This window comes from Ruegeria sp. R8_1 (assembly GCF_017743815.1).
GTDB classification, from domain to species: domain Bacteria; phylum Pseudomonadota; class Alphaproteobacteria; order Rhodobacterales; family Rhodobacteraceae; genus Ruegeria; species Ruegeria lacuscaerulensis_A.
The window spans coordinates 1-17,172 of sequence record NZ_JAGHRL010000001.1; the positions used below are offsets into that span (position 1 = coordinate 1).

The window sequence follows — 17,172 nt, forward strand, 5'->3', positions numbered from 1 at the left end:
CCGGCGTTGAAATGTTCCGCAAGCTGCTGGACCGCGGTGAAGCGGGCGACAACATCGGCGCGCTGCTGCGTGGTGTTGACCGTGACGGCGTTGAGCGTGGCCAGGTTCTGTGTAAGCCGGGTTCGGTTACACCGCACACCAAGTTCGAAGCCGAAGCCTATATCCTGACCAAGGAAGAAGGCGGTCGTCACACTCCGTTCTTCGCGAACTACCGTCCTCAGTTCTACTTCCGTACAACTGACGTGACCGGCACCGTGACTCTGGCGGAAGGCACCGAGATGGTCATGCCTGGCGACAACGTGTCGTTCGGCGTTGAGCTGATCGCGCCGATCGCGATGGAGCAGGGCCTGCGTTTCGCGATCCGCGAAGGCGGCCGCACCGTCGGCGCCGGTGTTGTGTCGAAAATCACTGAGTAAGGCGCGCTTGCCGCGCCTGGTTGCGGCAGGCGATTTTCCATAGGAAAATCTGCCGAGAGCAACTCGGGTGAATTAAAGAAGGCCGTCCCAAAAGGGGCGGCCTTTTTCGTTTTTGGCGAGGCTCAAATTGATGCTAAAATATATCACATTGAAATGTTTGGATTGAAAAGGAACCTCGGGATGCCTTTAGCAATACGTTCGCTTTGTTTTGCCGCAGCAATTTCTTTTTCAGCCACTTGTGCGTTCTCACAACAAATTGCCGATCGTATTTATTCAGGCGGCCCCATTGTAACGATGAATGATGCACTCCCTTCCGTCCAAGCGGTCGCGGTCAAGAACGGTCGTATTCTGGCGGTTGGATCTCTGTCTGATCTCTCCGTGCATGAAGGTGAGGGCACACAAACTTTCGATCTGAATGGGCGCGCACTTCTTCCGGGCTTTGTTGACAGTCATGGGCATGTTGTGATGGGCGGGCTGCAGGCATTGTCGGCCAACCTGCTTTCGCCGCCTGACGGAGAAGTCACGGATATCGCCAGCCTGCAAGCCACGTTGTCGAATTGGGCAGAAGAAAACTCAGAGGCCGTCGAACAGGTGAAAATGATCGTTGGTTTTGGATACGACAACGCTCAACTGCAAGAGCTGCGTCATCCCACGCGAGAAGACCTTGATCTAGTTTCCAAGGACTTGCCCGTCATAATTATCCATCAGTCCGGGCATCTGGGAGTCGCGAACACAAGGGCTTTGGAGTTGGCTGGCATTACAGCCGCTTCAGAAGCTCCTCCGGGTGGCGTGATTCAGCGCGATGAAGAAGGCGAACCCAACGGTGTTCTGGAGGAATATGCCTTTTTCTCGGTTCTTGTGCCGATGCTGGGAAATCTGGGTGAGGAAGGTCTAGTGGCCTTCGCCCGCGCCGGAGCCGACCTTTGGGCCAAGTATGGATATACGACCGGACAAGAGGGGCGATCTTCTGGCGAGATCGTAGAGGTACTAAGAAAGGTCGGTGCCACGGAAGGACTTCCCATCGACGTTGTCGCGTTTCCTGACGTATTGGAGGCCCGGGATTATATTCGCGATAATACCTCGGCGGACTACGTCGACCGGGTTCGGGTCGGCGGCTGCAAACTTACAATCGACGGGTCACCGCAGGGTTTTACTGCTTTGCGGGATCGTCCCTACTATGATCCAGTCGGCACCTATGATGCCGGCTACGCAGGATATGCTGCGATAACAATGGATCAACTGCAGGACGCTGTGAACTGGTGTTATGAGAATGGATTCCAGATTCTCGTGCATTCAAACGGAGAAGGCGCGTCGGATATGCTGATTGCGGCACTGGAAGAGGCGCAAATCAAATATGGCGATCCGGGCAACCGCCCGGTTCTGGTGCACGGGCAGTTTCTGCGGGAAGATCAAGTGGCCAGCTTCAAGCGCCTCGGGGTTTTTCCATCACTTTTCCCGATGCACACCTTCTATTGGGGCGACTGGCACCGTGATCATACTGTTGGACCAGTGAACGCCGACAATATCTCGCCCACCGGATGGCTCCGCGAACGGGATATGATTTTCGGCACGCATCACGACGCGCCTGTCGCCTTTCCAGACAGTATGCGTGTTCTTGCGGCAACGGTGACCCGCCGCACCAGATCGGGTGATATTCTTGGGCCGCATCAGCGGGTTGATGTCATGACCGCCTTGAAGGCGATGACGATCTGGCCCGCGTGGCAGCACTTTGAAGAGGACAGCAAGGGCTCAATTGAGGTCGGAAAAGTTGCGGATTTTGTGATCTTGTCCGACGATCCCACGTCTGTGAATCCAGAGACTTTGGCGGGCCTCAAAGTGCTTGTAACCGTCAAGGCGGACGAGATTGTCTACGAGGCTGAGGAAGGAGTCGAAGAGGGCAAGCTGCAGTTTTTCCCGTTTTCAACAGACCCCGTCATTGCCCATCTTTTCATGCACGCAGTCTATCAAGGTCTGAAGGTCGAAGAGCCTTGGCTTGTAAAGAACTAAGGTATGGTTGATCGGTTTAACTGCTGGGGCGTCAACTCGAATCTGGTTGCAGGGTAAGACTTGATGGTACTCTCATTGCGATGACGGGCGAAGGAAGTCATTTCGACAGCGCCCGTATTGATTGTAGTGGTCTTGAGTATGCGGCGGCGCGGATGGGATTAATCGCCGGATAATCTCAGGCCCTGATGTTGATTCAACCGCTTATAATGCTGCGTTTTGCAAATAGGTTATTTGGGAACGCATATTCCATTCTGCCAACGAGATTCCCGATTGTGCTTTGTCAGTCATGGTGTTTCTTTAGCCGTGCTGTCGCATGGGATGCCTTCCCCGCGCATAGGAGAGCTTAAGAATGGACGACACCGAAATACGCTTGACCCGACGTCTGAAACGTCGAGGGTACCAAGTTTCCCCTGACAAAGAGACAGGCAGTTACATCGCAGGTCTGGGGTTCGATGTTGCGACAGTTTTCGATGTCGGTGTCGCCGGTGGGACCGCGCACCTGTACGAGGCTTTCCCGACGACAAAATTCGTGTTGATCGAGCCAATCTCAGAGTATGAGGACAAGCTGAGACGAAATTGGAGCGACAAGATCGACTTTGACTTTCATGCCTGCGGAGTCGGCTCCCAGGCCGGGCAAACGACGCTGCGAATTCCAACAGTCGGCCACCGTTCCATGGGCACGAGAGCTACCATGATGACGTTTGACGAGGCTGCGCGTGCCCATACTAAGGCCATCGAAGAACGTCAGGTCCCGGTTCGGACGTTGGACGACATCGCCGTGGACTATCAGGGGCCCTACGGGTTGAAGATTGATACCGAGGGTTTCGAAGTCGAGGTGATCAAGGGCGCTTCGGAAATGCTGAAAAACTGCGCCTTTGTCTTGGCCGAGGTCTCGGTCCGGCGCCGTTATGAAGGTGGCTATAAGTTCAGTGATTTTGTAGCCGTTATGGCTGCGCATGGATTTGAACTTCACGATTTTATTCGGCCACCTTCGCCCGAGGCGACCGACTGCGATGCAATCTTCGCACCGTTTGAAGGCCCGAGATTTGATTATCGAGACGCCAAGCTGTCGCGCATCGTTCAGAAAAGCAAGTAAACCAAAAACACTCGACCGGGCAGGGTGTGGATATTCTGCCTGACTATCAAAATCCTGTCTGCCCCGGCCAAGGACTGGTGCTGTGCTAGATGACGTCAGCCAGCACCAGACGAATGATGTCTTCGCGTTTCAGGCCACGTGCGCGCAGCTCGTTGTCGTTCATCAGCCAATATGCGCGAATTCGGCGCACTGAAGACCGGGCCTTGGCGACCCGGTTCCTTAACATGCGCAGTTTCTGGGGCAGGATGCCGACAAACCCGACTGGGTAGGCGGTATACGGGCGGGGTGTGGTTGTTTTAGCCATGGACGTGTATCGCAGGTTTTGAAATGGACCCCGGGAAACTAAACGATTGAAGGATGCTCAGATAGCCCGGATTGTTCATATCCGATGTGCAGCACGCGCAATGACGCGCCTTGTTAGAGCGCTGACTCTGCTGCCGCGCGTACATTGCGGATGTTTTCGCCATAGACTTCAGGGTTGGAAACCGAGCCACCCTTGAATACAGCCGAGCCAGCGACCAGAACATCCGCGCCAGCGGCTGCAACCAGCGGTGCGGTGTTTGGATCGACGCCTCCGTCAATCTCGATATGGACAGGTCGATCGCCGATCATCTGGCGCAGGCGGCGGACCTTTTCGGTCATGTCGATGAATTTCTGCCCGCCAAAACCGGGGTTCACGGTCATCACACAAACCAGATCGGTCAGGTCTAGCAGGTGTTCGACCGCTTCGGCCGGGGTGCCGGGGTTCAGGGCAACACCAGCCTTCATGCCAGCAGCGCGGATCGCTTGCAGGGTTCGGTGAGTGTGCGGCCCTGCCTCAATGTGCGCGGTCAGTATGTCGGCACCGGCATCGGCATAGGCCTGAATGTAAGGGTCGACCGGCGTGATCATCAAATGGACATCCATCACCGTCTTCACATGCGGGCGAAAGGCTTTGACCGCAGGCGGGCCGAAGGTCAGGTTCGGAACGAAATGGCCGTCCATCACGTCCACATGGACCCAATCGGCCCCCTGCGCTTCGATCGCCTGAATCTCGGCGCCGAAATTGGCGAAATCGGCGGAGAGGATCGACGGTGCGATCTTGATGCTGCGGTCAAAGGACATGTGTGGCCTCGTTTCAGTGTCTAAGAGTCGGCCCGCATATACCTGCGGTAGGCGCAGAAGTGTAGAGCCATCGACCTTTGGCGCTGCGTTACAAAACTTTCACTCAAGTTACACATAGCCGTTGAAGACTGCCTTTAGCAGACCGCCAACACGAACTGGGGGTGGCCTGTGCTGCACATCAAGAAACTGACCAAGCGCTTTGGTGAAAACGTCGCAGTCGATTCAGCCACGTTGGAAATAGATAAACCCTGCATGATTGGCATCATTGGTCGTTCGGGGGCAGGGAAGTCGACCCTGCTGCGGATGATCAACCGTCTGACCGATGCGAGCGACGGAGAAATCCTTTTCGGTGGCCGTGACGTCACCAAGCTGAAGGGGCGCGACAAGCGTGCCTGGCAGGCCGATTGCGCGATGATCTTCCAACAGTTCAATCTGGTGCCGCGCATGGACGTGGTATCGAACGTTTTGCACGGTACGTTGAACCGTCATTCTACGCTGGCGACCATGTTCAACCTGTTTCCGATGGCCGATATCCACCGCGCCATCGACATTTTGGATCGGTTGGGCATTGCAGAACACGCGCCTAAACGCGCCGAGGCGCTTTCAGGCGGGCAGCAACAGCGTGTCGCCATCGCGCGCGCGCTGATGCAGGACCCAAGCATCATTCTGGCGGACGAACCCATTGCCTCGTTGGACCCGATGAATGCGCAGGTCGTCATGCAGGCACTGCGCCGCATCCATGAAGAAGACGGCCGCACAGTCATCGCCAACCTGCACACGCTGGATACGGCTCGTCGCTATTGCGACCGCGTTGTCGGTATGCGTGACGGTCGCATCGTGTTCGACGGCCTGCCCGAGCAACTGACAACCGGCGTCGCCCGCGAGATCTATGGCGCTGATGCCAGCTTCTCGGAAGAGGCGACATCGACCGAGATTGAGACGCTGGATGCGACTCAGAAGGCCCTGATGGAAGCGGAAGCAACCATCTAAGCCAACCACCCCTTTCATCGACCGGCCGATGAAAGGCCGGCATATCAAACCGGAGAGAGACAGATGAAAAAACTGATGGCAGCCCTGGTGGCCACAACTGCAATGGCCGCGCCGGCCCTGGCTGCGGATATCAACGAATTCCGCATTGGCATTCTGGGCGGTGAGAACGCTCAGGACCGTCTGAACAACAACGAATGCCTGCGCGAATACACCGAAGAAACACTGGGTGTTGAAACCAAGCTGTTCGCACCGGCTGACTATGACGGCGTGATCCAGGGCCTGCTGGGCGGCACCATCGACATGGCGTGGCTGGGTGCTTCGGGTTATGCGAAAACCTACCTGTCTGATCCCGAAGCGGTTGAGCCGGTTCTGGTCAAGGTCAACACCGACGGCGGCTATGGCTACTACTCGATCGGTTTTGCCCGCAAAGACAGCGGCATCACCTCGCTGGAGGACATGAAGGGCAAGACCTTTGGTTTTGGCGATCCGAACTCGACCTCGGGCTACCTGATCCCGTCGATCGAAATCCCTGCCGCAACGGGTTCCACCATGGAATCGGGCGACTATTTCGGTGAGGTTAAATTCACCGGTGGCCACGAGCAGACCATCGTTGCCGTGAACAACGGTGACGTTGATGGCGGCGTGACCTGGGCTGACGGTCTGGGCGATTGGGAAGATGGGTATCAGTCGGGCGCGCTGCGTCGCGCTGTTGATGCCGGTCTGGTCGACATGAACGACATGGTCCAGATTTGGAAATCCAAGCCGATCCCCGAAGGCCCGGTTGTTCTGCGCACCGCACTGCCTGCAGATGTAAAAGAGAAAATGACCGCTCTGATGGCTGGTCTGGCCGAGAAAGACCGTGAATGCTTCTACGGCGTTGCTGCTGGTGAAGCCCGCGCGTTCGAGCCGATCACCCACGAAGCCTACGAAGTCATCATCGAAGCACGCAAGCTGAAGTCCAACTAAGCCTGCACACCCCTAAGACCGGGGTCCGGTGTTCCAAGCCGGGCCCCGTTTTCCACTCAGGAGCATTCCATGACAGACCTGACCGTCGACCAGATCCGGGCCGACTATACCGAGATGACACGACGCAAGCGGGTCTATGGTGGTATTCTTCTGATCGTATTCGTGGCCTTGATGGCCGCCGGGTTCCGCACAGCGGATGACCGCAACGCGGGCAGTTTCGCGGATGGTTGGCACCGTATCTTTGACTACCCGGCAGAGGTGCTGTCCGAAGCCTGGGAAAAGATCGACGCGTTGCCCGCCAATCTGGTCAAGTTCTTCCCGGCGCTGGTCGAGACGATCAACATCGCCGCCGCGTCTACGCTGATCGGTACCATCGCAGGTACATTCCTGGCGCTGATGTCCACACGTGGAATGGCGCTCTGGCCTGCGCTGATCCCCCTGTTCCGGCGTATCGCCGATATCTGCCGCGCAATCCCTGAAATCGTGATCGCTCTGGTCCTGATCTTTATTCTGGGTGGCGGCCCGGTTCCGGCGATGATCGCCATTGCAATCCATACGGCTGGCGCACTGGGCAAACTGTTTTCCGAGGTGAATGAGAACGCCTCACTGAAACCGGTCGAGGGTTTGGCTTCGGTCGGCGCGAACTGGTCCCAGCGCATGTATCTGGGCGTGATCCCTCAGGTTGGGCCGAACTATGTCAGCTACGCGCTGCTGCGGTTCGAGATCAACATTCGCGCCTCGGCCATTCTGGGTTTCGTCGGTGCAGGTGGTCTTGGCTATGAGTTGCGCAACTCGATGTCCTGGGGGCAGGGCAAGTACGATCAGGCCGCCGCGATTTTCTTACTGTTGTTCGTCACCATCGTTGTGGTCGACCAAATCTCGGGCCATCTGCGTGATCGCCTGACCCACGGATCCGAGAAAGGAGCGCGGGCATGAGCACCTTCGCCACTGACCTCACTCTTGATGAGCTGAAGGCCGAAGCTGATCGTCTGTTCAGCCGAAAGCGCCTGATCAATTTCGGATTGCCTGCGGTGGTGCTGGCCTACCTGACCTATGTGTTTTTCGCTTTCGACGTGCCCGGATTGGCCGAACGCGCGAATTGGGAAAACGGCAAGACGCTGGTGGCTGACAGCTACAGTTACAAAACCCATATCGAGCGTGACAATCGCACAGGTGAAGTCTCGGCCGCAATCGAAGGTGAGCGCAAGGGCGCTTATCCCGAAGGCCAAGCGCCGAATTGGGTCGCTTTGGGTGAGACCACGGTGATTGATCTGGAAGACGGCCATATCGTGCGTTTCGGCCCCGAGACGGTGGAATATGACATCCCCGGTTATGGCACGGTGCGTGCAACGCCGACCCGTTCGGCGGGCGTTCAGGCCGAGCTGCCCGCAGGCGATGTGCCCGACTGGATCAATGTCTCAAAGAACCGGATGGCGATCACCACGGATGCGGGTCGACTGACCGTGACGCGCAACCGATCCGAAGTGTTCCGCTATTTCAACGGGTGGGAGCTGTTCTTCTTTACCCTCGATAGCCCCTACTATGGCAAGTCGTTCCCGCAACTCATGGGGCTGGCCGCAAATGGTGAGGCGGGCGCGATCCTGAATGATTTCTGGACCAACAAGATGTGGCGCCATCAGGACGTGGCCTGGGCCATTTTCGAGACGATCCTGATGGCCTTCCTCGGAACCTTGGGGGCGGGCATGGTGGCCCTGCCGCTGGCTTTCCTTGCGACGCGCAACTTTAACCCTTTGCGGACCGTTCGGTTCCTGACGCGTCGGGTTTTTGATTTTGTGCGCGGCGTGGACGCTCTGATCTGGACCGTCGTTCTGGCGCGGGCTTTTGGACCCGGTCCGCTGACGGGTGCGCTGGCCATTCTGGTGACGGATACAGGGACGTTCGGCAAGATTTTCTCGGAAGCGCTGGAGAATGTGGATCAAAAACAGATCGAAGGCGTCCAATCGACCGGAGCCAATGCGCCGCAACGCTATCGGTTCGGGGTGATCCCGCAGGTGACGCCAGTGCTGCTCAGCCAGTTGCTCTATTTCCTCGAATCCAACACGCGCAGCGCCACTGTTATTGGTGCGATTACGGGCGGTGGGATCGGCTTGCTGCTGACGCAGGCCATCATCACCCAGAAAGACTGGGAAGAGGTTGCCTATTACATCGTTCTGATCATCCTGATGGTGATGCTGATGGATTGGTTCTCGGGCTGGTTGCGCCGCCGATTGATCCAGGGCGAAACGAAATCCAAACGGGTAAAAACCAAGACCGCCTGAGTGTTGGTCCAGAGGAACTTTCATGCCAAGACTGCGAGCGGATCAGCCATTCATCCATCCCGATTGTGCGATCACCAACACCACGTTTGGGGAATACGTCGAAATAGGTGCCGGGACGCGCTTGGCGAATGCGACCTTCGGGGATTACTCGTATTGCGACCGAACGTGTGACATTGCAAATGCGCGGATCGGCAAGTTTGCGAACATCGCCAGCTTTACCCGGATCGGTGCGACGGATCATCCTTATGCCAAAGCTTCCTTGCATCATTTTCTGTACCGCTCAGCAGACTACTGGGATGACGTCGAAGATGACGCGGATTGGTTCCAGCATCGCGCAAGCCGGGTGACCGAAATTGGCCATGACACATGGATTGGCCATGCAGCTATTATCAAGCCCGAAGTTACCGTGGGTCACGGAGCAATCATTGCTTCTGGTGCGGTCGTCACCAAAGACGTTGCGCCTTACAGCATTGTGGGTGGGGTTACGGCCGATCTGATCCGTCCACGCTACCCGGATGGCGTAGCAGAGCGTATGTTGACTTTGGCGTGGTGGGATTGGGACAACGCGCGTTTACGAGCTGCCTTGCCGGACTTTCGAATGCTCGACGCCGAAGCCTTTTTGGAGAAATACGAATAGGCCGAGGACCTGTTTGACATGTGCTCTCGCGCCCGCGTGCGCATCGGCTTCGCCGACGCGCTCTGGCGGCCTTGGACCGGGCGCCGCGCTTTGCGCGGCGCTACGCCCAACGGGATGAGACCTCCGGAAGGAGGGCGAAGACGGGCGGGAGCGTTCTGGTCCCTACTCGTTGTCCATCGTTAGTGTGACTCTTTCGCCCGCAAAATAGGTGCGTCCGAATTCAACGGGAATTCCGTTCGTATCTGCGTTTACGCCCACTGAGTACAGGACCGGAGCGCCTTCGCTGAGTTGCAGATGCAGCGCTTGTGTTGGCGTCGCGGCGCGGGCCGTCAGCCGTGTCGACACACGAACGTAATCCTCGACCCCGCATTGCTGCAGCGCTTTGGTCACTGACCGGGTCTCTACCAGTGCGGCAAGAATGCCCGGCAGACGCCCAGCTGGAAAGACGCTTTGAAAAAGCCCGATCGGCTGACCGTCGGCCAGGGAAAGACCATCGTAGACATGAACGGCTTCACCTTCGGACAGTTCCAAAGCTTCAGCTTCGGCCACATCAGCCTTGCGAGTGGTGAGGGTAAGGATTTTCTTGCCGGGAATCTTGCCGCTGGCCGAAATGCTCTTGTGGTAACGTACGCGTTTCCCGATAGGGTAATCCGTCGGGCGCGCCGTCACGAAAACTCCGGCTCCTCGTCTCGAGCGTACCAAGCCCTGGTCAGACAGATCTGACAAAGCCCTGCGGACCGTATGGCGATTGACCCCGTATTTGGCAGCCAGCTGCGCTTCGGTCGGCAGGCGATCACCAGTGTTATAGCGGCCTTCTGCAATGTCGGTTGTCAGGCCAAGAGCGATGCTTTTCCAAACTGGTGATTTGCCCATGTCACTAAATCTTCACAAGTAAGCGGATTGCAGCCCGCGGGGTTAAGATGTATTATTTGTCTAGTTGTATAGTTCAGGTAGACAACCCAGCCAAGAGGCTTTGATGGCAGATCTCGAAAAACCAACGGATGCAGAACGTCGGCAGTGGATGGGCGTGTTGGCCCGCGCGCCCGAGGACGCGCTGATGGCCCTTTGGGACAAAGTCCAACTGCGCCCGACATTTGAATGGCTACGCGCGCCCGAGATTGGCGGGGTGATGGTCCGGGGGCGTACCGGCAGCACGGGGGCGCCGTTCAATCTTGGTGAAATGACCGTAACCCGGTGTTCGCTGGTGTTGCAGGGCGGTGCCGTCGGTCATGGCTATGTTCAGGGCCGATCAAAGCCCAAAGCCGAAGTCGCTGCCCTTGTTGACGCGCTGATGCAGACAACAGCAGCCGACGCCATCCGCGCCGAAGTCATATTACCCCTGTCACGGCAGTTGCAGGACGCGCGAGCCAAGCGGGCGGCCAAGGCGGCGGCGACAAAGGTCGAATTCTTAACTCTGGTCCGAGGAGAAGACTGATGAGCGCGCATCCTCAATTCTCAGGTGGTTTTGCAAATGCCCCGATCGAGGCGGCCCACGCCTTTCGGGCCGCGATGACAGTCATGGCGCGACCTGGCGAAATCCGATCAATTGCGGGCGCGCGCCCACCCGAGCCATTGTCTCAAGCGGCGGGTACTTTGTTGCTGACCTTGTGTGACCCGGATACAGGGGTCTTTCTTGCAGGCGCAGCAGACACTGACGCAGTGCGCCAATGGCTGACCTTTCACACCGGCGCGCCGATTGTCGATGCGTCCAGCGCGGATTTCGCAGTAGGGACATGGGCGGACCTGCAACGCAATTCCAACTATCGCATAGGCACACCGGAATATCCTGACCGTTCGGCTACTCTGATTGTCGAGTGTGAAACGCTTGCGCAGAACGGGGCAACGCTGACAGGGCCGGGTATTCGGGATCGGTCACAATTGTCTTTACCGGATGTCGCGGTCTTTCAGGACAATTCGGCTCTTTATCCTCTGGGATGTGATTTCTTTTTCACCTGCAGAGACAAAGTCGCGGCCTTGCCGCGCAGCACGCAAATAACGGCGGGATCATAAGAATGTACGTAGCAGTCAAGGGCGGCGAAAAAGCCATCGACAACGCGCATTCCTGGTTAGCAGAGGAGCGGCGGGGATCAACGGATATCGCCGAACTGTCGATCGCCCAGATCCGAGAACAGTTGAGCCTTGCGGTAAATCGGGTCATGGCCGAGGGCTCTCTGTTCGATCCAGATCTGGCCGCGCTAGCGATCAAACAGGCGCGTGGCGACCTGATCGAGGCGATCTTTCTGATCCGCGCCTATCGCACCACGTTGCCGCGATTTGGTTATTCCAACCCGGTCGAGACGGGCGATATGGCCTGCGACCGCCGTATCTCGGCCACGTTCAAGGACGCGCCGGGCGGGCAGGTGCTGGGGCCGACTTTTGACTACACTCACCGGCTGCTGGATTTCAAACTAGCTGCAGATGGCAACGACACGGTTGCACCCATGGCCGGGCCGCGTACCGAGCCTACGCCTCACATTACCGAATTCCTGCAGGGCGAGGACATCATTCAGGACGAGCCCAATAGCGACGCCACCCCCGGCGATCTGACTCGTGAACCGATGGAGTTTCCCTCTACTCGCCCGCTGCGCCTGCAATCGCTGACACGCGGGGATGAGGGGTTTGTGCTGGGTATGGCCTATTCGACCCAGCGCGGATACGCCCGCAATCACGCTTTTGTGGGTGAGCTTCGGATCGGCAAAGTCGCGGTCGAAATGGACATCCCCGAGCTGGGCTTTGCCATCGACATTGGTGAGGTCGAACTGACCGAATGCGAGACGGTCAATCAGTTCAAAGGGTCCAAGACCGAACCGCCGCAGTTCACTCGCGGTTATGGTCTTGTCTTTGGCCAGTCCGAGCGCAAATCCATTGCCATGGCGCTGGTCGACCGCGCTTTGCGGTGGAAGGAGCTGGGTGAGGACAATCTGGGCGCGCCCGCGCAGGACGAGGAATTTGTCCTGAGCCATGCCGACAACATTCAGGCCACCGGTTTCTTGGAACATATCAAGCTGCCACACTACGTGGATTTTCAGTCCGAACTGGAACTGGTCCGAAAACTACGCCGCGAGGCTGAGGAACGGATCACACCAAAGGAGGCTGCGGAATGAAGGTCGTTGTATTCGATATCGGCGGTGTATTGGTTGATTGGCACCCCCATCTTGCCTGGGTTGACGATCTGGGGTCCGAGGACGCCGCCCATGCTTTTATCGAACGGACCGGGTTCAAAGCCAAAAACGCACGGGGAGACAACGGCGAGCTGTTCGCCGATATGGCCAAAGAGTTGGCGGACCCGGAGGATCAGAACCTGTTCGCCTCCTACGTGGAGCGATATACCCTCACCATCCAAAACGCGGTGCACGGCACTTGGGATATCCTCGATCGCCTCAAGGCGAATGGAACCCCCGTCCACGCCATCACCAATTGGTCGGCTGAAACCTGGCCAGATGGTCTGAAGGTGCATCCCCGGTTGGGTGAGGTGTTCGGCACGTTGGTGGTGTCCGGTCAGGAAGGCGTCATGAAGCCTGATCCGCGTATTTTCAAACTTCTGTGCGAACGTGCCGCTGTTCAGCCCCAAGACTGCGTGTTCATCGACGATGGTTTGCACAATGTCGAAGGCGCGCGTGCTGTGGGAATGGACGCTATTCATTTTGTCGGTGCCGAAGCACTGGAAACCGAATTGTCCGACAGGGGAATGCTATGAGCGAGTACAATTTCGCCTATCTCGACGAACAAACCAAGCGGATGATCCGGCGGGCGATCCTCAAGGGGCTGGCGGTACCCGGATATCAGGTGCCGTTTGCCAGCCGTGAGATGCCGATGCCTTATGGTTGGGGCACTGGCGGGGTACAGGTCTCGGCCGCGACACTGACGCCGGATGATACGTTCAAGGTGATTGATCAGGGCGCGGATGACACGACCAACGCGGTCTCGATCCGTAAGTTCTTTGAGAACACAGCCGGGGTCGCGACCACCGAAGAAACCGAAAAGGCCACCGTCATCCAGACCCGCCACCGGATCCCCGAGGCGGAACTGACCGAGGATCAAATCCTCGTCTATCAGGTGCCGATCCCCGAGCCTCTGCGCTTTCTGGAACCACGCGAGACCGAGACCCGCAAGATGCACGCACTTGAAGAATACGGGCTGATGCATGTGAAACTGTATGAAGATATCAGCCAGCACGGCGCGATTTCGACCTCGTATGCCTATCCGGTAAAAGTGTCCGGGCGCTATGTGATGGATCCGTCTCCGATCCCTAAATTCGATAACCCAAAGCTTGAGATGGAGGCGATCCAGCTGTTCGGCGCGGGGCGCGAGCAGCGCATCTATGCGGTGCCGCCCCACACCAAGGTCGTCAGCCTCGACTTCGAGGACTACCCGTTCGAGGCGACCAAGGCAGACCACCCCTGCGACCTGTGCGGGGCCGAAGACAGCTATCTGGACGAGGTGATCATGGATGACGCGGGCAACCGGATGTTTGTCTGTTCCGACACCGATTACTGCCGCTCGCGCCGCGCGGCGGGGCACGAGGGGCGTTTGGCCAAGGAGGATGCAGCATGATGCGCGAACACGTTCTGGGAATTGATCATCTGGGCCTGACGGTCTCGGACCTTGAGGCGACCAAGGCGTTCTTTGTCGAGGCGCTGGGCTGGGATGTGGTTGGCGGACGGCCCGAATACCCCTCGGCCTTTATCAGCAACGGCTCGGCGGTTCTGACCCTGTGGCAGCAAAAGGGCGACGATCAGCGCGACTTTGACCGCCACGCCAATGTAGGGCTGCACCATGTGGCGTTCAAAATCCCATCACGCGAGTCTTTGGATGTGGTGTTTGCCGCTGTGAATGACTGGCCGGGTGTTCAGGTGGAGTTTGCCCCCGAACCTTCGGGTGCTGGGCCAAAAATCCATTTCATGATCCGAGAGCCCGGCGGCAATCGGATCGAATTTGCCTATGACCCGAGGTAGCACCATGACCCCGCTGTTAAGCGTTCAGAACATCCGAAAGACCTATGGCACCCGGATCGGCTGTACCGGCGTCAGCTTTGACCTTTACCCCGGTGAGGTGATGGGGATCGTAGGCGAAAGCGGCTCGGGCAAGTCGACGTTGCTGAATTGTCTGGCCGGTCATCTGGAACCGGACGGGGGGCGGGTTGTTTTCGATACGCGAACCGACGGGCCGATGGATACGGTGACAATGTCCGAACCCGAACGCCGTATGTTGGGCCGCACCGACTGGGCCTTTGTCCACCAGCACGCCCGCGACGGGCTGCGTATGTCGGTCAGCGCGGGCGGCAATATTGGCGAGCGTCTGATGGCCGTCGGCGACCGTCACTATGGTGACATCCGCGACAAGGCCATCGACTGGCTGGGCCGTGTCGAGATCGAAGCGAACCGCGTTGATGACCGCCCCACTGCCTTTTCCGGCGGGATGCAGCAACGCCTGCAGATCGCGCGCAATCTGGTGACCGGGCCTCGGCTGGTGTTCATGGACGAACCGACGGGCGGGCTGGATGTATCGGTTCAAGCGCGTCTGCTGGATTTGCTGCGCGGGTTGGTGCGCGAGATGGGGCTGAGCGCCATCATCGTCACGCATGATCTGGCCGTGGTGCGCCTGCTGGCGGATCGGCTGATGGTGATGAAAGACGGCCACGTGGTCGAATCCGGCCTGACCGATCAGGTGCTGGACGATCCGCAACATGCGTACACGCAGTTGCTGGTCTCAAGCGTGTTGCAGGTGTGAGAGATGATTGAACTGAACAACGTCAGCAAAAGCTTTACCCTGCACAATCAGGGCAGCGCGGTGATCCCGGTGATGGAGGGCGCGACGCTCAGCGTGGCCCCCGGTGAATGCGTGGCTTTGACCGGAGCGTCCGGGGCGGGCAAATCCACCCTGATGCGGGTGATCTACGGCAACTATCTGGCCGCCTCGGGGCAGGTTCTGGTGGGCGGCGTGGATGTGGCGCAGGCCGAACCGCGCGAGATTCTGGCCCTGCGGCGAGATACGCTGGGCTATGTCAGCCAGTTCCTGCGGGTGGTGCCGCGCGTGCCGACGCTTGAGGTGGTGGCCGAGCCTCTGCTGGCCGTCGGATGCGACCGTCAGGCCGCGCTGGACAAGGCAGCGGGGTTGCTGGCCCGGCTGAATATTCCCCAACGCCTCTGGACGCTCAGCCCCACGACCTTTTCGGGCGGTGAGCAGCAGCGCGTGAACATCGCGCGGGGCTTTGCGCACGACTATCCGGCGATGCTGCTGGATGAACCCACCGCCTCGCTGGATGTTCAAAACCGTGAAACCGTGCTGAGCCTGATCGAAGAGGCCAAAGCGCGCGGTGCGGCCATCATCGGTATTTTCCACGATGTCGGCGCGCGTGAACGGGTGTGTGATCGTGAGATCAACGTCTCGGATTTCACACCGGGGATGGCCGCATGACCCTTGCGCCGGTCATCGCGGTTGTCGGACCCTCGGGCGTTGGCAAGGACAGCGTGATCGAGGCGCTGGAGGTGCGCTCCGCACGTATTCACCGGATGCGCCGCGTGATCACCCGCCCCGAGGGCGAGGACGGCGAAGATTTTGACCGGGTCTCCGAAGGCACATTTCAGCAGATGGTCGATGAGGGCGCTTTTGCCCTGCACTGGCCCGCCCATGGGTTGCTGTATGGGGTGCCCCAAAGCATCCAGCAGCTGCGGGGGCAGGCGGATGCGGTTTTGGTGAACCTGTCCCGATCCGTGCTTTTGCGCGCGCAGGAGGTGTTTGGCGATCTGGTCGTGATCTCACTAACTGCCGACCCGCAGGTGCTGGCGCAGCGCCTGTCGGCGCGTGGGCGGGAAAGCACTGCGGATCAGGCGCGACGGCTTGAGCGTGCGCAGGTTACGCTGCCGGATGGGTTACGCCGGGTGGTGCAGATCGACAATTCCGGCCCGCTGGACCAGACGGTCAGTGCCATCCTGGCCCAGCTTCACCCGGAAAGGGCATAGCGATGGATCAGGTGAAACCGCCCGTCCTCGGCCTCGCCCATCAACGCCAGATCGGTGATGTGGAACGGCGTGGGCAGCAGGGGCGCAAGCCGCGTGTCCAGCGCATCCTGAACGGTGGCCAGCGTGGGTTTGTCCAGCTTGCCGCTGAGGGTGATGTGAAAGCGAAACGAGTCCATCACGTAAGGGTATCCCCATTGCACCAGATTGGCCTCATGCGCGGGCGACAGTCCGTTGCCACGACGACGCTGCAATTCGGTCTCGGACGCGGGTGCGCGGAAGCTGTCCAGATCGCGCACGCAGGCGGCGGCCAGCGCGTTCAGCGCGGCCTCGTCACCTTTGGGGCGGAGGGCCAGGAACCGGCCCAGGCGCGCGATCTCAAGCCCCTCCAACGTGACCGGAGCCTGCGCAGCAGCCATCTGCGCGCAAGCCTCGCGCAGTGCGTCAACCGTCTGCCCATCGCGCAGGCGGAACGGCGGCTTCATCGTCGCGTGCAGCCCGTATTTGCGCGGCACCTGCGTGACGGCAGTAACGTCAACATCTGGGATATCGGGATGTTCGACCGCCGCGCCTGTCTCAACGTCCCAGCCCAGCCAGCTTGTGCCAAACCGGGTCCACTCGGCCCCTTTGGGTGGCGCAAAATAGATCGCGTATCGCGTGAATGTCACATTGGCCTCCTATGCGTGGCCTACCCAATAGCTCAGACCGTGTGAAGTTC

The 17,172-nt window shown here is 58.7% G+C and carries 20 protein-coding genes and 1 pseudogene; 17 read left to right on the top strand and 4 right to left on the bottom strand.

From position 1 onward, the window contains the following. The 3 genes and pseudogenes from tuf to J7380_RS00015 form a co-directional block, all read left to right on the top strand. Positions 1 to 416: pseudogene (gene tuf, locus J7380_RS00005) on the top strand (elongation factor Tu); the annotation flags it as partial. A 294-nt stretch (positions 417 to 710) separates the two neighbouring features. Further along, positions 711 to 2,423 (top strand): amidohydrolase, encoded by a 1,713-nt coding sequence (locus tag J7380_RS00010; protein ID WP_247742339.1) that lies wholly within the window; start codon positions 711 to 713, stop codon positions 2,421 to 2,423. A 349-nt stretch (positions 2,424 to 2,772) separates the two neighbouring features. Next, a complete protein-coding gene (locus J7380_RS00015; protein ID WP_170753545.1) occupies positions 2,773 to 3,519 on the top strand; it encodes an FkbM family methyltransferase in 747 nt (248 codons plus the stop codon). An 85-nt stretch (positions 3,520 to 3,604) separates the two neighbouring features. Here the strand turns inward: J7380_RS00015 and J7380_RS00020 are convergent, their stop codons facing one another. After that, complete coding sequence (locus J7380_RS00020; RefSeq protein ID WP_209193930.1) at positions 3,605 to 3,823, bottom strand: hypothetical protein; 219 nt, start codon at positions 3,821 to 3,823, stop codon at positions 3,605 to 3,607. A gap of 113 nt (positions 3,824 to 3,936) precedes the next feature. Continuing rightward, complete coding sequence (rpe, locus tag J7380_RS00025; RefSeq protein WP_209193931.1) at positions 3,937 to 4,623, bottom strand: ribulose-phosphate 3-epimerase; 687 nt, start codon at positions 4,621 to 4,623, stop codon at positions 3,937 to 3,939. Between the two features lie 168 nt (positions 4,624 to 4,791). On the opposite strand from rpe, the gene phnC reads away from it, so the two are divergent. The 5 genes from phnC (at position 4,792) to J7380_RS00050 (ending at position 9,495) form a co-directional block, all read left to right on the top strand. Beyond that, positions 4,792 to 5,613, top strand: a complete 822-nt coding sequence (gene phnC, locus J7380_RS00030) for a phosphonate ABC transporter ATP-binding protein (protein WP_209193932.1) — start codon at positions 4,792 to 4,794, stop codon at positions 5,611 to 5,613. Positions 5,614 to 5,676: 63 nt separating this feature from the next. Continuing rightward, positions 5,677 to 6,579, top strand: coding sequence for a phosphonate ABC transporter substrate-binding protein (phnD, locus tag J7380_RS00035; RefSeq protein WP_209193933.1), 903 nt, complete (start codon positions 5,677 to 5,679; stop codon positions 6,577 to 6,579). A 69-nt stretch (positions 6,580 to 6,648) separates the two neighbouring features. Beyond that, positions 6,649 to 7,515, top strand: coding sequence for a phosphonate ABC transporter, permease protein PhnE (gene phnE / locus J7380_RS00040; RefSeq protein WP_209193934.1), 867 nt, complete (start codon positions 6,649 to 6,651; stop codon positions 7,513 to 7,515). Next, the gene (gene phnE, locus J7380_RS00045; RefSeq protein WP_209193935.1) at positions 7,512 to 8,858 is read left to right on the top strand and encodes a phosphonate ABC transporter, permease protein PhnE; all 1,347 of its coding nucleotides are present in this window, start codon (positions 7,512 to 7,514) and stop codon (positions 8,856 to 8,858) included. The genes phnE (J7380_RS00040) and phnE (J7380_RS00045) overlap by 4 nt, the downstream gene beginning before the upstream one ends. Positions 8,859 to 8,880: 22 nt before the next feature. Continuing rightward, positions 8,881 to 9,495 carry a chloramphenicol acetyltransferase gene (locus J7380_RS00050; RefSeq protein ID WP_209193936.1) on the top strand — a complete coding sequence of 205 codons (615 nt, stop codon included), beginning with the start codon at positions 8,881 to 8,883 and terminating at the stop codon, positions 9,493 to 9,495. Between the two features lie 162 nt (positions 9,496 to 9,657). On the opposite strand, the gene phnF is transcribed toward J7380_RS00050, so the two are convergent. Further along, positions 9,658 to 10,368 carry a phosphonate metabolism transcriptional regulator PhnF gene (phnF, locus tag J7380_RS00055; protein ID WP_209193937.1) on the bottom strand — a complete coding sequence of 237 codons (711 nt, stop codon included), beginning with the start codon at positions 10,366 to 10,368 and terminating at the stop codon, positions 9,658 to 9,660. A 103-nt stretch (positions 10,369 to 10,471) separates the two neighbouring features. Between phnF and phnG the strand changes: the two genes are divergently transcribed. Genes phnG through phnN form a run of 9 tightly spaced genes read left to right on the top strand, consistent with a single transcriptional unit; the run spans position 10,472 to position 16,457 of the window. Continuing rightward, complete coding sequence (gene phnG / locus J7380_RS00060; protein WP_209193938.1) at positions 10,472 to 10,930, top strand: phosphonate C-P lyase system protein PhnG; 459 nt, start codon at positions 10,472 to 10,474, stop codon at positions 10,928 to 10,930. Then, the gene (gene phnH, locus J7380_RS00065) at positions 10,930 to 11,505 is read left to right on the top strand and encodes a phosphonate C-P lyase system protein PhnH (protein WP_209193939.1); all 576 of its coding nucleotides are present in this window, start codon (positions 10,930 to 10,932) and stop codon (positions 11,503 to 11,505) included. Before phnG ends, phnH begins: the two co-directional genes overlap by 1 nt. 2 nt (positions 11,506 to 11,507) lie before the next feature. Beyond that, positions 11,508 to 12,599, top strand: coding sequence for a carbon-phosphorus lyase complex subunit PhnI (locus tag J7380_RS00070; RefSeq protein ID WP_209193940.1), 1,092 nt, complete (start codon positions 11,508 to 11,510; stop codon positions 12,597 to 12,599). Next, on the top strand, positions 12,596 to 13,192 hold the full coding sequence (locus J7380_RS00075; RefSeq protein ID WP_209193941.1) for an HAD family phosphatase: 597 nt from the start codon (positions 12,596 to 12,598) through the stop codon (positions 13,190 to 13,192). The genes J7380_RS00070 and J7380_RS00075 overlap by 4 nt, the downstream gene beginning before the upstream one ends. Beyond that, positions 13,189 to 14,049 carry an alpha-D-ribose 1-methylphosphonate 5-phosphate C-P-lyase PhnJ gene (locus tag J7380_RS00080; RefSeq protein ID WP_209193942.1) on the top strand — a complete coding sequence of 287 codons (861 nt, stop codon included), beginning with the start codon at positions 13,189 to 13,191 and terminating at the stop codon, positions 14,047 to 14,049. The genes J7380_RS00075 and J7380_RS00080 overlap by 4 nt, the downstream gene beginning before the upstream one ends. Next, on the top strand, positions 14,046 to 14,450 hold the full coding sequence (locus tag J7380_RS00085; protein ID WP_247742340.1) for a VOC family protein: 405 nt from the start codon (positions 14,046 to 14,048) through the stop codon (positions 14,448 to 14,450). Before J7380_RS00080 ends, J7380_RS00085 begins: the two co-directional genes overlap by 4 nt. 4 nt (positions 14,451 to 14,454) lie before the next feature. Further along, on the top strand, positions 14,455 to 15,225 hold the full coding sequence (gene phnK / locus J7380_RS00090; protein ID WP_209193943.1) for a phosphonate C-P lyase system protein PhnK: 771 nt from the start codon (positions 14,455 to 14,457) through the stop codon (positions 15,223 to 15,225). 3 nt (positions 15,226 to 15,228) lie between these two features. Further along, entirely contained in the window at positions 15,229 to 15,912 is a 684-nt protein-coding gene (gene phnL, locus J7380_RS00095) for a phosphonate C-P lyase system protein PhnL (protein WP_209193944.1), read from the top strand. Continuing rightward, a complete protein-coding gene (phnN, locus tag J7380_RS00100) occupies positions 15,909 to 16,457 on the top strand; it encodes a phosphonate metabolism protein/1,5-bisphosphokinase (PRPP-forming) PhnN (RefSeq protein ID WP_209193945.1) in 549 nt (182 codons plus the stop codon). The genes phnL and phnN overlap by 4 nt, the downstream gene beginning before the upstream one ends. Here the strand turns inward: phnN and J7380_RS00105 are convergent. Then, positions 16,439 to 17,122 carry a DUF1045 domain-containing protein gene (locus J7380_RS00105; RefSeq protein ID WP_209193946.1) on the bottom strand — a complete coding sequence of 228 codons (684 nt, stop codon included), beginning with the start codon at positions 17,120 to 17,122 and terminating at the stop codon, positions 16,439 to 16,441. The two genes, phnN and J7380_RS00105, sit on opposite strands and share 19 nt — an antisense overlap. Positions 17,123 to 17,172 lie beyond the last annotated feature (50 nt).

Bases quoted from the DNA above. Each gene is read 5' to 3' on its own strand.
- J7380_RS00010 (WP_247742339.1), top strand. From the start codon at position 711: ATGAATGATGCACTCCCTTCCGTCCAAGCGGTCGCGGTCAAGAACGGT.
- J7380_RS00015 (WP_170753545.1), top strand. From the start codon at position 2,773: ATGGACGACACCGAAATACGCTTGACCCGACGTCTGAAACGTCGAGGG.
- J7380_RS00020 (WP_209193930.1), bottom strand. From the start codon at position 3,823: ATGGCTAAAACAACCACACCCCGCCCGTATACCGCCTACCCAGTCGGG.
- rpe (WP_209193931.1), bottom strand. From the start codon at position 4,623: ATGTCCTTTGACCGCAGCATCAAGATCGCACCGTCGATCCTCTCCGCC.
- phnD (WP_209193933.1), top strand. From the start codon at position 5,677: ATGAAAAAACTGATGGCAGCCCTGGTGGCCACAACTGCAATGGCCGCG.
- phnE (WP_209193934.1), top strand. From the start codon at position 6,649: ATGACAGACCTGACCGTCGACCAGATCCGGGCCGACTATACCGAGATG.
- phnE (WP_209193935.1), top strand. From the start codon at position 7,512: ATGAGCACCTTCGCCACTGACCTCACTCTTGATGAGCTGAAGGCCGAA.
- J7380_RS00050 (WP_209193936.1), top strand. From the start codon at position 8,881: ATGCCAAGACTGCGAGCGGATCAGCCATTCATCCATCCCGATTGTGCG.
- phnF (WP_209193937.1), bottom strand. From the start codon at position 10,368: ATGGGCAAATCACCAGTTTGGAAAAGCATCGCTCTTGGCCTGACAACC.
- phnG (WP_209193938.1), top strand. From the start codon at position 10,472: ATGGCAGATCTCGAAAAACCAACGGATGCAGAACGTCGGCAGTGGATG.
- phnH (WP_209193939.1), top strand. From the start codon at position 10,930: ATGAGCGCGCATCCTCAATTCTCAGGTGGTTTTGCAAATGCCCCGATC.
- J7380_RS00070 (WP_209193940.1), top strand. From the start codon at position 11,508: ATGTACGTAGCAGTCAAGGGCGGCGAAAAAGCCATCGACAACGCGCAT.
- J7380_RS00075 (WP_209193941.1), top strand. From the start codon at position 12,596: ATGAAGGTCGTTGTATTCGATATCGGCGGTGTATTGGTTGATTGGCAC.
- J7380_RS00080 (WP_209193942.1), top strand. From the start codon at position 13,189: ATGAGCGAGTACAATTTCGCCTATCTCGACGAACAAACCAAGCGGATG.
- J7380_RS00085 (WP_247742340.1), top strand. From the start codon at position 14,046: ATGATGCGCGAACACGTTCTGGGAATTGATCATCTGGGCCTGACGGTC.
- phnK (WP_209193943.1), top strand. From the start codon at position 14,455: ATGACCCCGCTGTTAAGCGTTCAGAACATCCGAAAGACCTATGGCACC.
- phnL (WP_209193944.1), top strand. From the start codon at position 15,229: ATGATTGAACTGAACAACGTCAGCAAAAGCTTTACCCTGCACAATCAG.
- phnN (WP_209193945.1), top strand. From the start codon at position 15,909: ATGACCCTTGCGCCGGTCATCGCGGTTGTCGGACCCTCGGGCGTTGGC.